Here is a 13,550-nt window from a genome sequence, read left to right as displayed (position 1 = left end):
GAGAGATGCTTAGTCAGTGCTGCGTTGTGCCTAGCCACAGCTTATTTTAGTGGCTAGGCACATTATGGCTGAAGTAAAGGCGACAATTATCTTTGATGGGGTCTGTAATTTATGTGATGGCGCAGTACAGTTTGTTCGGCGCCATGATCCTGAGGAACACTTTAATTTTGTGGCTTTACAATCAATACAAGGTCAAGCACTGTTAGCTCAGTATCAACTTAGTCACCTTGCACTAGACAGCGTGATTCTTATTAAGCAGGGGCGCTATTATTTACGCAGTGACGCGGTGATTGAAATCGCTAACTCGCTCACTGGCATGGCTGTATTACTGAGGTATCTTCGCTTTTTTCCTAAACCCATTCGCGAAGGCAGTTACAATCTGCTGGCTAAATATCGATATCGACTCTTTGGTAAAAAAAACTCCTGTAACTTGCGTTAATTTCACCTCTTGGTTATTACCTGACAATGGCGGACAGCAAGGCTAAATCGCTTCCATTTTGAGCGATGACCGCGATGGCAAGGGCGCCAACCCACTCAATTTAAGTGCGATTAGGCGTGCTTCGCTCATATTATTTATCTAGGGTCTCAAACACTGCAACGGCAAATCAGCCTATTTTTAAGATATTTGCTTGCCTGTATTCATGAAAGGGGCATGACTCTTGCGCCATATTGTCTCGTTCTCCCGTGTGGTCATTAATGGCCAAATAAACAATTTTTAAACTTTATGTTTCCAAAAAGCCTCATTTCTTGACGCTAAGCTTGCTGTAGGGTTGATTGCGTGTGAAAGCATGTATTTTTCAAGTACCTAATTTAATCATTACCATTACTTACGGGTGAGACATAGTGTCCCTGCTTGGTGCGTCAAGCTGTCCCTTTCTTCATATTGCTAACTGTTTGGTGTTTTGCTCCGCATTTGCCTGCTTGTTTTTGTTTGGGCGGAATTTAATTCTTTTTTCTTTCTATTTTTATCAGTTTTATTCTGTTGGCTTTTTATTGTGATCTTTGTCGTATGTTATTAATTGTCCGTATAGCTGACTTTGGGGATAATCAATTTGCATTAAAGAGTCTCTGTTTAGGTTACCGCTAGCTAAAGCAAGCGCAGCTTAGCAGGACAGATAAATGACAAAAAACAAACTACAGCGCCAGATGAGATTATTGGCCTGAGTAGAAAATACTAATTGTGTGAGGGTGATATGGACAGACGACAGTTTTTTAAACTGTGTGCCTGCGGAGCGACCACATCGGCAATATCAGCGCTGGGATTAATGCCCGGCACTGCGATGGCTGCGCCTCGTGAGTATAAGTTGATGAAAGCAAAAGAAACCCGCAATAACTGTTGTTATTGCTCAGTGGGTTGTGGCTTGTTGATGTACAGCCATGGTAGCAACGGTAAAAACGCTGAAAAAGCGATTTTCCACATTGAAGGCGACGCTGACCATCCGGTTAACCGCGGCGCATTGTGTCCTAAAGGTGCCGGTCTAGTCGACTATGTAAATAGCCCTAACCGTAACCATTTTCCTGAAGTGCGTGAGCCAGGCTCTAACGAGTGGAAACGCATTAGTTGGAATGAGGCATTTAGCCGTATCGCGCGCTTGATGAAAGACGACCGCGATGAAAACTTTATTGAAAAAAATAGCGATGGCACCACAGTAAACCGTTGGTTGAGTACCGGCATGATGACTTCATCTGCACAGCCAAATGAAGGTGGTTTTATTACTCACAAGTTTGCTCGTTCTCTTGGCCTAGTGGCCATCGATACTATTGCGCGTAACTGACACTCCCCAACGGTAGCAAGTCTTGCTCCAACATTTGGGCGCGGTGCCATGACCAACCACTGGATCGATATTAAGAACGCTAATGTCGTGGTGATCATGGGCGGTAATGCCGCTGAAGCACATCCTGTCGGTTTCGGTTGGGTTACAGAAGCTATGGAACACAATAACGCCAAATTGGTGGTTGTGGATCCACGTTTTAATCGCAGTGCAGCATTAGCTGACTGCTATGCACCACTTCGTAGTGGTACTGATATCGCATTCCTTTTAGGTCTAAGTCGATACCTCATTGAGACTAAACAAGTTAACTACGAGTATGTCAAAGCGTACACCAACGCTAGCTACATTATTCGCGAAGATTTCGAATTCAATGAAGGCCTATTTAGTGGTTTTGATGACAAGAGTCGCACTTACGACAAGGATTCTTGGTACTACGAATTAGATGAAGATGGTTATGCCAAAGTCGATGAAACATATGAGCACCCACGTTGCGTGTGGAACTTATTAAAGCATCACATTGACCGTTACGACTTTGAAACCGTAAGCAATATTACCGGCACGCCAGTTGAAGATTATGAAAAAGTGTGTGCCTTAATTGGTAGCACGCACGTTCATGACAAGGCGGCGACCTTTATGTATGCGTTGGGCTGGACCCATCACACTAAAGGCGCGCAGAACATCCGTTCTATGGCATTAGTGCAGTTGCTACTGGGTAATATCGGCGTATTGGGTGGTGGTGTTAACGCACTGCGTGGTCACTCAAACGTGCAGGGCGCAACCGACATGGGGCTGCTATGCCAGAACCTGCCTGGTTACTTGAAACTGCCAAATGATAACGATACAGATTTAGCGACATACCTAGATAACTATACGCCTAAGGCGTTGCGTCCTGGCCAAACTAACTACTGGTCTAACTATCCTAAGTTCTTTATCTCGCAAATGAAGAGTTTCTGGGGTGAGAACGCCACGGCGGCCAATAGCTTTGGCTATGACTGGTTACCTAAGTGGGATATTCAGTACGACTTTACTAAACACATCGACATGATGTACCACGGCCAAGTTAACGGTTACTTCATTCAAGGGGTTAACGCGATTAACTCTATGCCGAACCGTAACAAGACCTTAGCGGCATTATGCAAGCTTAAGTACATGGTGGTGATGGATCCGTTAGCGACTGAGACTTCGGTATTCTGGCAAAAAGCAGGTGAGTTCAACGACGTGCAGCCAAGCGACATTCAAACTGAAGTGTTCCGTCTACCGACAACACTATTTGCTGAAGAAGAAGGTTGTATCGTTAACTCAGGTCGCTGGATGCAGTGGCACTGGAAGGGCGCTAATCCACCAGGTGAATCTAAGCCAGATGCTGAGATTTTATCGGGCATTTTAATGAAGCTACGTGAGCTTTATAAAGACGAAGGCGGTGTACTGCCTGAGCCGATTGAAGCCGTTAACTGGGGTTACCATAATCCACACTTCCCACATGGCGAAGAAGTGGCCAAAGAGCTAAATGGTATCGACCTTAAAACCGGTAAGCAGCTTGATAGCTTTAGCCAGTTAAAAGATGACGGTAGTACGGCTTGTGGCTGCTGGATCTACTCAGGTTGCTGGACTGAAGCCGGCAACATGATGGCGCGCCGTGACAACTCAGATACCTCTGGTAAAGGGATTACGCCGGGCTGGGCGTTCTCGTGGCCGTCAAACCGTCGTGTGCTTTATAACCGCGCATCGTGTGACGTTGATGGTAAGCCTTGGGATCCAAAGCGCGTCATTGTTGAATGGACAAATGGTAAGTGGCATGGCATCGACCAAGGCGACTTCAACATGAAGTTACCGCCAAAAGAGTCGGCGCATCCATTTATTATGCAGCCAGAAGGGGTGGGGCGTTTCTTCGCGTTAAAATTATTAGCCGAAGGACCATTCCCTGAGCATTACGAGCCAATGGAGTCGCCTATCGGTACTAACCCATTGCACCCGAATGTGATCAGCAACCCTGCGGTGCGGATGCTGCCGGGCGTGGCCGAGACTTTAGGTTCGCATACGGAGTTCCCTTATGTGTGCACCACGTACTCATTAACAGAACACTTTAACTTTTGGACGATCCACTGTCGTTTAGCGGCTATCTCTATGCCTGAAACTTTCGTTGAACTCGATGAAATTCTTGCAGAGAAGAAAGGCATTGCTAATGGTGATTGGGTCAAGGTGAGCTCTAAGCGTGGCAGTTTGTTAACTAAAGCGTTAGTCACTAAGCGTCTACAACCACTTAAGGTTCACGGCCAGATGGTACATACGGTTGGCTTACCGCGTCATGGCGGTCATAACGGTCTTACGCGCCGAAGTTATAGCTGTAATGTACTGACCACTGAAGTGGGCGATGCGAATACACAGGTGCCTGAATTTAAAGCATTCCTTGTGGATATCGCTAAGGCTGAGGGAGTTTAATCATGTCTGCTCAAGATATTATTTTAAGCTCTGGTACATCAGAGCTCACCCCTGCAGCGCAGGTACGACGTAAGTTAAGCAAAGTGGCAAAGTTATTTGACGCCACTAAGTGTAACGGTTGTAAAGCGTGTCAGGTTTCGTGTTCTGAATGGAACGACCTTAGAGCACCTGTGGGTAGCTTCCAAGGTTCTTACCAGAACCCAATGGACTTGTCTTCAGAGTGTTGGACACTGATGAAGTATAACGAAATTGAACAGGACAATAAGCTACGTTGGAACTTCACTCATAGCGCCTGTATGCACTGTGATGACCCCGCATGTTTAACGGCTTGTTCAACTAAAGGTGCCATTGTTCAGCATGCTAACGGCATTGTCGATTTTGATTCTGATAAGTGTATCGGTTGTGGTTACTGCGTAGTGGCTTGTCCGTTCGATGTACCAAGACTCGACCCTGTGGATCAAAAAGCCTACAAGTGCACCATGTGTTCAGACCGTCTACAAGTGGGCCAAGAGCCCGCGTGTGTGAAGTCTTGTATCACTGGCGCTTTGAAGTTCGGTACGCGTGAAGACATGTTGTTTATTGCAGATCTTAGAATCAAAGAGCTGCATAAGCGTGGTTTCGTTAATGCCGGCTTATATAACCCAGAAGGTGTGGGCGGTACAGGCATGATGATGATTCTGCATGATATCAATCAACCGCAGAATTATGGCCTACCAGCCGATCCTAAAACGAGTGTGCCAGTTAAGTTATGGCAAGACGTGGTTAAGCCATTGGGTGCGGCGGGTATCATCGCGACCGTGGCAGTGGCCTGCCTTCACCGTATCACTGTGGGCCGTAACCTCGTTGAAGAGGACGAGCCCGCACAGTTTGACCACACTCACTCAGATAAGTCAGATAAGGAGTAACGCTCATGCATAAGCAGAATATGATTTTGCGTCATAAGTTGTTCGACCGCATCTGTCACTGGTTTGTGGTTGCAACAGGTTTGGTGACATTCCTAACCGGCTTTGCTTTCTTCTTCCCATCATTTCAATGGTTGGGGTCGATTGCTGGCTCGCCGCAAATGGCGCGCTTTGTTCACCCCATTGCCGGCTTGATGATGTGTCTGCCGTTAATGGTGATGCTAGTTCGCTATTACCATCATAACAAGTGGGAAAAGAATGACCTGAAATGGATGTTAGCCATTAAGGATGTGATGTTCGAAAACGAGGACAAGATCCCCGCTATCGGCCATTACAACCCGGGTCAAAAAGTGCTGTTTCGTACCTTTGTGGTGACCTCAATCGCATTGACGATTACCGGCATCATGATGTGGCAGCCTTACTTTGCCCCTTATTTTGAATCAAGCGCCATTGAGTGGGCCATTTTGATTCATGCAGTATCTGCACTGATCATGTTGATCTTTGTGATTGTGCATTTTTGGATGGCGACGTGGGTGGAAGGATCAGTTGCTGGCATGTTGTACGGCTATGTGTCGCGGGCTTGGTGCAAGAAGCATCACCCTAACATGCTAAACGATCCTGAATTAAAGACTAATAAGCAGGAAAAACACTAATTATGAGCACAGCAATACTCGACGCTGACAAGATCCCTGGACAGTCATTGGACATTAAAACCGTGATCGCAGCAGATCCACAGGCCGTTTATCAATTTAGAGCCAAGCGACTTGCAGAGCTTGCCGAAGGATCTGGATTAACAGAATACTTTGGCTTACTCGAGCAGTTAGTTGAGGCACAGCAAAAGGTAGCGGCACTTTACGGTGATGCGGCAAGTAGCTGCTTTGGTCCTAAGCCAACGCTAGATCTCAGCCAAAGCCAACCTATGGCGCAGCAGCACTTTGAGTGGGGAAATTATTGGCAGTCGGTATTGCTGGAGCTAATTAGTGAGCTAATGCCCAAAGTCAGTACTGAGTTACATGGGGTGCTAAAGGAACTCGCTAAGGCTGAAGGGGAGGTATTGCAAGGTTACGCCGAGTCGATGCTTGGCGGACACTTTGCACAAGTCCCTGCGCAGTACAGCCTGTTTATCTGGGCAGCGCTATCAGTGTACTGGTCACATTGGGCGGTGGATGTTGCACAGGCTTTGGCTGATGAGGCAGAGGCGCATAAGCGTTTATGCCCAGTCTGTGGCAGCCACCCTGTGGGTAGCGTGATCAAGGAAGAACCACGTGTTGGCCTACGCTACTTACATTGCAGCTTGTGTGAAACACAGTGGCATGAAGTGCGCGCCGAGTGCACATCATGCGGCGAAAGCAAGGGCGTGTTCTTGTGGGCTGAAACCGAAACTAATGCCGCTATTCGGGTAGAAAGCTGCGACACCTGTAAGGGTTATACCAAGATGTTCTTTACTGACATCAACCCAAGATTAGAAGTAGCAGCCGACGACTTGGCGACCTTAGTGATGGATAGCCACTTGGTTGAGCAAGGATACAGTGTAACCACGGTAAATCCGTTACTGCTGGCTCATGAGCAAGAGCCTCAGCTTGATAAAGAGCTTCAGCCAAGTGAAAAGCCTCTGCTTGATGAAGAGCCTCAGCCACATCAACAGCAAAAGGTTGGCGACATCCACTAGTACCACATAAGCCAATCAAGAGCCGCATTTCGGTGCGGCTCTTTTATTTGGCTAGTTCAATTAACTCATTTCTATAAACAGACAATCAGACGAAGACCTATGACTCAAGCTATCAACTCAACCAAAGCCCTCTACCGTTGTTTGCCCGCAATGGACAGCTTGCTACTGATACCTCAAGTGATAGGTTTTATCGAGCAGCAGGGCAAACCCTGGATTAAGTCCTTGCTGGCACAAATGCTTAAAGATGCGCGGCAGCAAATTGCACTGCAGCAAAGCTTGCCAAGCTGGTGTTTGGACGTAAGCCTGATTGCCGAAGAGCTCGTTTGTCGTATTACTCGCGCGCAGCGCCAAAGCATGACCCCTGTGATTAACCTAACTGGCACCATATTGCACACTAACCTTGGCCGCTCGCAGATGTGTGAAGCAGCGATTAACGCGGTCACCCAAGTGATGCGCAGCCCGGTGCCACTTGAATTTGATATGGGCCAAGGTAAGCGCGGCCATCGTGACAGCGCAATATCAGCACTTATCCATGAGCTAACGGGCGCAGACAGTTGCTGTATCGTTAATAACAACGCTGCCGCGGTTTTATTGATGTTGGCCGCGACCGCCGCCGGTAAAGAGGTGATTGTATCGCGCGGTGAGCTGGTGGAGATTGGCGGCGCGTTTCGTATTCCCGATATTATGGCCCAGGCGGGTTGTAAGCTGGTGGAAGTGGGCTGCACGAACCGCACTCATCTTAAAGATTACGCCGCCGCGATTACTGAAAACACCGCGGCAATTATGAAGGTGCACACCAGTAATTATCATATTAGTGGTTTTACTAAAGTTACCGAAGAAGCTGAATTAGCTGCACTGTGTAAAGAACGCGGCATCGCATTAATTTCCGATCTTGGCGGCGGCGCACTGACAGATCTATCGCGCTTTGGTTTATCAAAAGAGCCAATGCCGCAGCAGATGCTAAAAGATGGCGTCAATCTAGTGAGTTTTTCTGGCGATAAGCTGCTGGGTGGCCCGCAAGCTGGCTTAGTCGTTGGCGACGTAGAGCTAATCGCTAAGCTGCAAGCGCATCCATTAAAGCGTGCACTGCGCTGCGATAAAATGACCTTGGCTGCACTCGAGGCGACCTTGATGCAGTACCGCAATCCCGAAGCGCTAGATACCCAGTTACCTATCTTTAGAAAACTGTCTCGTCCTTTGGTTGAACTTGAACGGCTTGCACAAAAGCTTCAGCAGCAGTTAGCTGGTAACGTCAATATCAGCTTGTTTGATGTGACAATCAAATCTTGCCAAACCCAAGTGGGCAGCGGTTCGCAGCCAGACGTTCTACTGGAGTCCATCGCACTGTGTTTCTCTGTTAATCCTGCGACAGCAAAAAAATACAGCACACTAAGTGTGTTGCAACTGGATAAGCTATTTAAAGCCACAAGTACCCCTATTATCGGTCGTATTACGGCCAATCAATTGTGGCTAGATTTGCGTGGCACTGATAGTGACAGCCAGCTTATTGACGTCCTGACAACAAGCCTACTCAGCTTTGAGCAAAAGATCGTCGGTGAGCGAGAGCTCGCCGCAGCGCAAGAGCCTAGTCAAACGTCTGCAGCTAGCGTGGAGACAGCGTCATGATTATTGTTACTGCAGGTCATGTGGATCACGGCAAAACTAGCCTCATTCAAGCGCTAACTGGCACTGATGCCGACCGCTTACCAGAAGAAAAACAGCGCGGCATGACTATCGAACTGGGTTATGCCTTTATGGATCTCGCAGGTGGTGAGCGCCTGGCGTTTGTTGATGTGCCGGGCCACAGCAAGTTTATCAATACCATGCTCGCCGGAGTGAGCTGCGCTAAGCATGCGCTGCTGATCATCGCTTGTGATGATGGGGTGATGCCACAAACTCACGAGCATTTAGCCATTTTACAACTGCTTAATCTTGAACACTTAATCGTGGTACTCACCAAGCAGGATAAAGTTGATAGTGAGCGGGCCGAGATGGTCAAGCTTGAGGTCAGTGAGCTACTGGCAACACATCAAAGACAAAGTGATATCTATGTAGTATCGGCGCAAACTGGCTTTGGTATTAGTGATTTAAGCGATGCGATTACCCAGCTTGCTGAAATACAAATGGCAAAGCTAAAACAGACTCGAGAGCAAGCCTGTTTTCGTATGGCAATCGACAGAGCCTTTAGCGTAAAAGGTGCAGGTCTTGTGGTCACCGGTACTGTGATTAGTGGCCAAGTTAGCCAGGGGCAAAGCCTGTATTTATCTGGCCAGCGAAAGCCGGTAAAAGTGAGAACCTTACATAGCCAAGGGCTGGTGAGCGATAGCGCGCAGCATTGTCAGCGAGTAGCACTGAACCTTACCGGCGTAGATCAACACCGCGGCGCAGAGCGCGGCGACTGGCTTACCGCGTTAGCACCTAGTGTTGCTGCTAATGAAGCGCCAAAAGTGATTTGTGGCGTATTTGAGTCTTGCTTGCCATTTAAGCACTGGCAAAGCGTGCAAGTGCATCTTGGTAATCGCCACACTACCGCGCGCTTAGGCTTACTGCAAAACCTGGCAGACGGCAGTGCCTTGGTTGAGCTGCAATGTGAGCAGCCACTAGGTTGTGTCGAGCAAGATCGCATTATAGTGCGCGACAGCGCCGCTAAAACCACCTTAGGTGCGCTGCGGGTGTTAGATATTAACCCGCCAACCCGTGCCAAGCGTAGCGTTGAGCGTTTAGCTTATTTAGAAAGCCTTAAGCTGTGCGGCTCGCTAACGGCGAGTTTGCAGGTGCAAATAAACCACCACTGCGTAGCAAAGTCCGCTTTTATGTGGGCGAATCAGTTGACTGAACAAACACCTTGTTTGGCTGATGAGCAGGTGATTAGTCTCGGTGGTTATCTGTTATCGAGCGGATTGCTTCAGCAGATTGAAGCGCAACTACTGGCACTTATCGCTAATTATCATCAGCAATCGCCTGAGCTATTAGGTTTGAGTATTAATCGCCTACAGCGCATGACTCATAACCAATATCCACTGCCTGTATTGTTGAAACTAACCGATAGCCTCAGAGAACAAAAGCAGCTGCAAAGTACCCGCGGCTTATTGCATCTGCCACGGCATAACCTAGCACTGTCGGATGCTGATCAGCAGCTGTGGTCGCAGATAAAGCAGCAACTGCTTAGTGCCAACAGCCCGTTATGGTCATCAGACTTAGCTCAAGCGTTAAATCTTGAGCTGACTGTCGTTCGCACGCTGTGCCGTAAGCTCATCCAGTTAGGGTATCTGTCGGCGATTATTAAAGACCGCTTTATGCTCACCGAAAGTCTGTATTTCTATGCCGATGTGATCCGCAAACAGATCGATATGGCTGGTGAGCTAAAAACTGCCGATTTCAATTCGATTATCAAATTAGGCCGCAAAGCCAGTATTCAGCTTTTAGAGTTTTATGACCGTAGTGGATTAACGTGGCGCAAGAAGAAAGATAATTCGAGAGTGATACGCGATAGCAGTATTTTTATCGCAAGTGATTTGGCGGAAGAACATAGGAGTTGAACCTACCCGGGACTGCTGGCAGCCCCACCTGGATTTGAAATCCAGACGTTTCACCGGAAACGACGTTCTTCCGTATCACTTGCGGAGAATAATAAGTAATTGTTTTTAGCTAGACAATATCAGTGGCAGGCTAACTTTATTAATTGTGAGTCTACATTGCATTTATCGATATTTAACATGATGAGTGGGACATTATTTACCAGGCACATAGAGTGCTGTGACGGTGGGGCTTTAAATTTTAAACGATATTAATCGACTTATATATTGACTAAGTGTGAGTCCTATTTACCTCTATCCATTTATCGATATTCAGATCGCTAGATGGGACATTATTTAGCAGAAGAAATGGAACAGATATATGACGGAACTTGTGTGTGGCTTAAATAATATTACCGAGCAGACAGCAGTAACATGTTTTCGTAATGATAGAGAGCAGTCATTAATCGAAACGGTAGCGAAAGAGGTCAGAGTCGCGCTGATTTATAATGGTATTTCTCATGTCGTAATGATGGCCTGTCCAACGGCATTAAAAGAGTTCGCCATTGGCTTTAGCTTGTCAGAATCAATTATTGAAAGCGTACGTGATATCCGTTCGATTGAGATTGAAGCCATTGCCACTGGGGTGTTGGTGCATATTGAGGTTTCTCAGCGCTGCTTTATGCAGTTAAAACAGCATCGCCGCAGTCTTGCCGGCCGCACAGGGTGCGGCCTTTGCGGTGTCGAGCAGATAGAACAAACGGTGAAACCGACCGTAAAAGTCACAGGCACTGAAAAATTCAACCTAAACAGCTTAAAATTGGCATTATCTAATCTGCATAAGCATCAAAATGCATTTAATTTGACCGGTGCCACACATGCTGCTGCCACCTTGTCGGCAGAAGGTGATATTATGTGCTGCTTCGAAGATGTGGGGCGTCATGTCGCGCTAGATAAATTAATCGGTCATATCAGCTGTGATCCTCTGACTCGTCATTCGGCGTTGTTATTAACCAGTCGAGCCAGTTTTGAAATGGTGCAAAAAGCAGCTATTGCAAATATTAGTATTATATTTGCAATTTCTTCAGCAACTTCGTTAGCGATTGATATCGCAAACAGATCGAATATTACTTTGGTTGGGTTTTGTCGTGAAAATAGAGTGACAATATATACCCACCCTGAAAGGTTGTATTTATGTGATAAAACACTAAGTAATGTTGAAAATAATAACTTAGCTGTGATCTAGTTAAGCTTTTTACTCAGCGTTTAGTGTTTAGTGTTCAGTGTTCAGTGTTCAGTGTTCAGTGCGTGTTTCAAATTTTAGCCTTAAATTTAGTTGTTTAATTAATAACTTGGTTTTATTAGTTATGCAAAGGATTTAAGGCTGATTTTAAGTGCTTAATTTAAGCTTTTGGATCAAGTGCTTAAATTAAGTGTTTTATTTCATCTTCATGTTAGTTGGTAAATTTTAAATATGTGGTTAACGTTTAAAAATCAGTTTTTTATTAAATTCTGGTCGCCTTTTGCCGCCGTTATTGCAGCGGGTATATTGTCGACTTACTTTTTTGGCCTAACAGGCTCACTTTGGGCGGTTACCGGTGAGTTTACTCGCTGGGGTGGGCATATATTGCAGTGGTTTGGTGCTGAGCCAGAGTCATGGCAATACTTTCAAATCATCGGCTTACAAGGCACACCACTTGATCGCGTTGGCGGTGTGATGATTATTGGTATGTTTGGCGGTTGTATGGCTGCGGTGCTGTGGGCAAATAACCTAAAGCTGCGTATGCCTAGCTCTAAAAAGCGTATTGCGCAGGCATTAGTGGGCGGCATGATCGCAGGCTTTGGTGCGCGTTTGGCGATGGGCTGTAACTTGGCGGCTTTCTTTACCGGTATTCCGCAGTTTACCTTGCATGCCTGGATCTTTGCTTTTGCTGCCGCTGCAGGTACTTATATCGGCGCTAAGATCACCTTGTTACCGTTTTTCCGCTCTACTGCCACGCTAAAAGCGGGTGGCCTGAAGAAAATTGCTAAGCCAAATCCGAATCAAGTACAAAACCGTTTTCGCCTAGGTTGGCTGGTATTTGCGGCCATGATTGGCTTGTCGCTTTATGTGATGCAAAGCTCGACTAAGCTTGGTATTGCCATGTTTATGGGCATGATGTTTGGTCTATTGATTGAGCGTGCGCAGATCTGCTTTACCTCAGCATTTAGAGACATGTGGATCACCGGTCGTACTCATATGGCTAAGGCGATTATTTTAGGCATGGCGGTGAGTGTTATTGGCATCTATAGCTACGTGCAGCTAGGCATGACACCTAAAACATTATGGGCCGGCCCGAATGCGGTCATTGGTGGCTTGCTGTTTGGTATTGGTATTGTGATCGCGGGCGGTTGTGAAACCGGTTGGATGTACCGAGCACTTGAAGGCCAAGTGCACTTTTGGTGGGTCGGTATTGGTAATATTATTGGCGCAACGATTCTGGCTTATTACTGGGATAGCTTAGCGGCTCCGTTAGCAACGAGTTGGGATAAAGTGAACCTGCTCGATGTATTTGGTCCATTAGGTGGCTTAGGTGTGACTTACTTGCTTTTGGGCTTGTCGTTTGTGCTGATTTTAATGTGGGAACAACACTTCTTTAAAAAGCAAAAGCGTCAGCAACAAGCCGTTGCAGCAAAGCTTGCAGAGCTAGCCTCTGCGCCATTAGCAGCAGTGCCAGTAGCACCAACGATTCAAAGCTAACAAGCCTTGATAGGAGTTGGTAGGGCAGCAGTTACCTGTCGTTATTGAGAGCGAGTAACTATTAGCTATCAACTCTCAAGGAATGAATTGATTTACTTTATATGCGGCGCAAGCTGACTTGAGCCGCCCCTTTGCTGAGGAGCATATTATGCCAGCATCTATCGTACCTGATTACAATTTAGAAATTTATGGTGAGCCTTGTCCTTACCCTGCCGTTGCTACTCTTGAAGCTATGGCGTCACTCAAGTCGGGTGAAGTGTTAGAAGTGATTACCGACTGCTCGCAGTCAATCAACAATATTCCTAACGACGCCAAGAACCACGGCTATGAAGTGTTAGATATCAGCCAGCAAGGCGTGATGTTACGCTTTTTGCTTAAGAAGTAAGAAGTAAGCAGTCAGCGTTGATTCTGGCAATAAAAAAGGCACTCATAGAGTTAATGCCGATCATTTAGCAGTTTATTGATCGGTTGACCGATCTTTATAAGATGGCAAAATCCGAGTGTTTTTAAACA

Annotated in this window: 10 protein-coding genes and 1 tRNA gene; 10 read left to right on the top strand and 1 reads right to left on the bottom strand. The window is 46.6% G+C overall.

Features of this window, described 5'->3' with window-relative positions:
- Nucleotides 1-64: 64 nt before the first annotated feature.
- The 7 genes from ACVBIK_RS13020 to selB all read left to right on the top strand — a co-directional run bounded on the left by ACVBIK_RS13020 (nucleotide 65) and on the right by selB (nucleotide 10,321).
- Entirely contained in the window at nucleotides 65-439 is a 375-nt protein-coding gene (locus ACVBIK_RS13020; protein WP_447160806.1) for a thiol-disulfide oxidoreductase DCC family protein, read from the top strand.
- Nucleotides 440-1,193: 754 nt separating this feature from the next.
- Nucleotides 1,194-4,211 (top strand): formate dehydrogenase-N subunit alpha, encoded by a 3,018-nt coding sequence (fdnG, locus tag ACVBIK_RS13015; protein ID WP_447169852.1) that lies wholly within the window; start codon nucleotides 1,194-1,196, stop codon nucleotides 4,209-4,211.
- Between the two features lie 2 nt (nucleotides 4,212-4,213).
- Nucleotides 4,214-5,116, top strand: coding sequence for a formate dehydrogenase subunit beta (fdxH, locus tag ACVBIK_RS13010; RefSeq protein ID WP_447169851.1), 903 nt, complete (start codon nucleotides 4,214-4,216; stop codon nucleotides 5,114-5,116).
- 5 nt (nucleotides 5,117-5,121) lie between these two features.
- On the top strand, nucleotides 5,122-5,766 hold the full coding sequence (locus ACVBIK_RS13005; RefSeq protein WP_447160809.1) for a formate dehydrogenase subunit gamma: 645 nt from the start codon (nucleotides 5,122-5,124) through the stop codon (nucleotides 5,764-5,766).
- A 2-nt stretch (nucleotides 5,767-5,768) separates the two neighbouring features.
- Nucleotides 5,769-6,782, top strand: a complete 1,014-nt coding sequence (fdhE, locus tag ACVBIK_RS13000) for a formate dehydrogenase accessory protein FdhE (RefSeq protein ID WP_447169850.1) — start codon at nucleotides 5,769-5,771, stop codon at nucleotides 6,780-6,782.
- A gap of 99 nt (nucleotides 6,783-6,881) precedes the next feature.
- Nucleotides 6,882-8,408 (top strand): L-seryl-tRNA(Sec) selenium transferase, encoded by a 1,527-nt coding sequence (selA, locus tag ACVBIK_RS12995; RefSeq protein WP_447169849.1) that lies wholly within the window; start codon nucleotides 6,882-6,884, stop codon nucleotides 8,406-8,408.
- Entirely contained in the window at nucleotides 8,405-10,321 is a 1,917-nt protein-coding gene (gene selB / locus ACVBIK_RS12990) for a selenocysteine-specific translation elongation factor (RefSeq protein WP_447169848.1), read from the top strand. The genes selA and selB overlap by 4 nt, the downstream gene beginning before the upstream one ends.
- Here selB and ACVBIK_RS12985 read toward each other — a convergent pair.
- A tRNA-Sec gene (locus ACVBIK_RS12985) sits at nucleotides 10,299-10,393 on the bottom strand. The two genes, selB and ACVBIK_RS12985, sit on opposite strands and share 23 nt — an antisense overlap.
- Before the next feature lie 286 nt (nucleotides 10,394-10,679).
- Here ACVBIK_RS12985 and fdhD point away from each other — a divergent pair.
- The 3 genes from fdhD to yedF all read left to right on the top strand — a co-directional run bounded on the left by fdhD (nucleotide 10,680) and on the right by yedF (nucleotide 13,422).
- Nucleotides 10,680-11,543, top strand: a complete 864-nt coding sequence (fdhD, locus tag ACVBIK_RS12980; RefSeq protein WP_447163865.1) for a formate dehydrogenase accessory sulfurtransferase FdhD — start codon at nucleotides 10,680-10,682, stop codon at nucleotides 11,541-11,543.
- A gap of 228 nt (nucleotides 11,544-11,771) precedes the next feature.
- A complete protein-coding gene (yedE, locus tag ACVBIK_RS12975; RefSeq protein ID WP_447169847.1) occupies nucleotides 11,772-13,037 on the top strand; it encodes a selenium metabolism membrane protein YedE/FdhT in 1,266 nt (421 codons plus the stop codon).
- Nucleotides 13,038-13,185: 148 nt separating this feature from the next.
- Entirely contained in the window at nucleotides 13,186-13,422 is a 237-nt protein-coding gene (gene yedF / locus ACVBIK_RS12970) for a sulfurtransferase-like selenium metabolism protein YedF (RefSeq protein WP_447160815.1), read from the top strand.
- Nucleotides 13,423-13,550: the final 128 nt, after the last annotated feature.

Source organism: Shewanella sp. 125m-1, from assembly GCF_052977065.1.
Note: the sequence above shows the minus strand (reverse complement) of the source record. Positions and strands in the feature narration are given on the sequence as shown.

Excerpts from the sequence above, each read along its gene's own strand:
- ACVBIK_RS13020 (WP_447160806.1), top strand. The coding sequence starts at position 65 with ATGGCTGAAGTAAAGGCGACAATTATCTTTGATGGGGTCTGTAATTTA.
- fdxH (WP_447169851.1), top strand. The coding sequence starts at position 4,214 with ATGTCTGCTCAAGATATTATTTTAAGCTCTGGTACATCAGAGCTCACC.
- ACVBIK_RS13005 (WP_447160809.1), top strand. The coding sequence starts at position 5,122 with ATGCATAAGCAGAATATGATTTTGCGTCATAAGTTGTTCGACCGCATC.
- fdhE (WP_447169850.1), top strand. The coding sequence starts at position 5,769 with ATGAGCACAGCAATACTCGACGCTGACAAGATCCCTGGACAGTCATTG.
- selA (WP_447169849.1), top strand. The coding sequence starts at position 6,882 with ATGACTCAAGCTATCAACTCAACCAAAGCCCTCTACCGTTGTTTGCCC.
- selB (WP_447169848.1), top strand. The coding sequence starts at position 8,405 with ATGATTATTGTTACTGCAGGTCATGTGGATCACGGCAAAACTAGCCTC.
- fdhD (WP_447163865.1), top strand. The coding sequence starts at position 10,680 with ATGACGGAACTTGTGTGTGGCTTAAATAATATTACCGAGCAGACAGCA.
- yedE (WP_447169847.1), top strand. The coding sequence starts at position 11,772 with ATGTGGTTAACGTTTAAAAATCAGTTTTTTATTAAATTCTGGTCGCCT.
- yedF (WP_447160815.1), top strand. The coding sequence starts at position 13,186 with ATGCCAGCATCTATCGTACCTGATTACAATTTAGAAATTTATGGTGAG.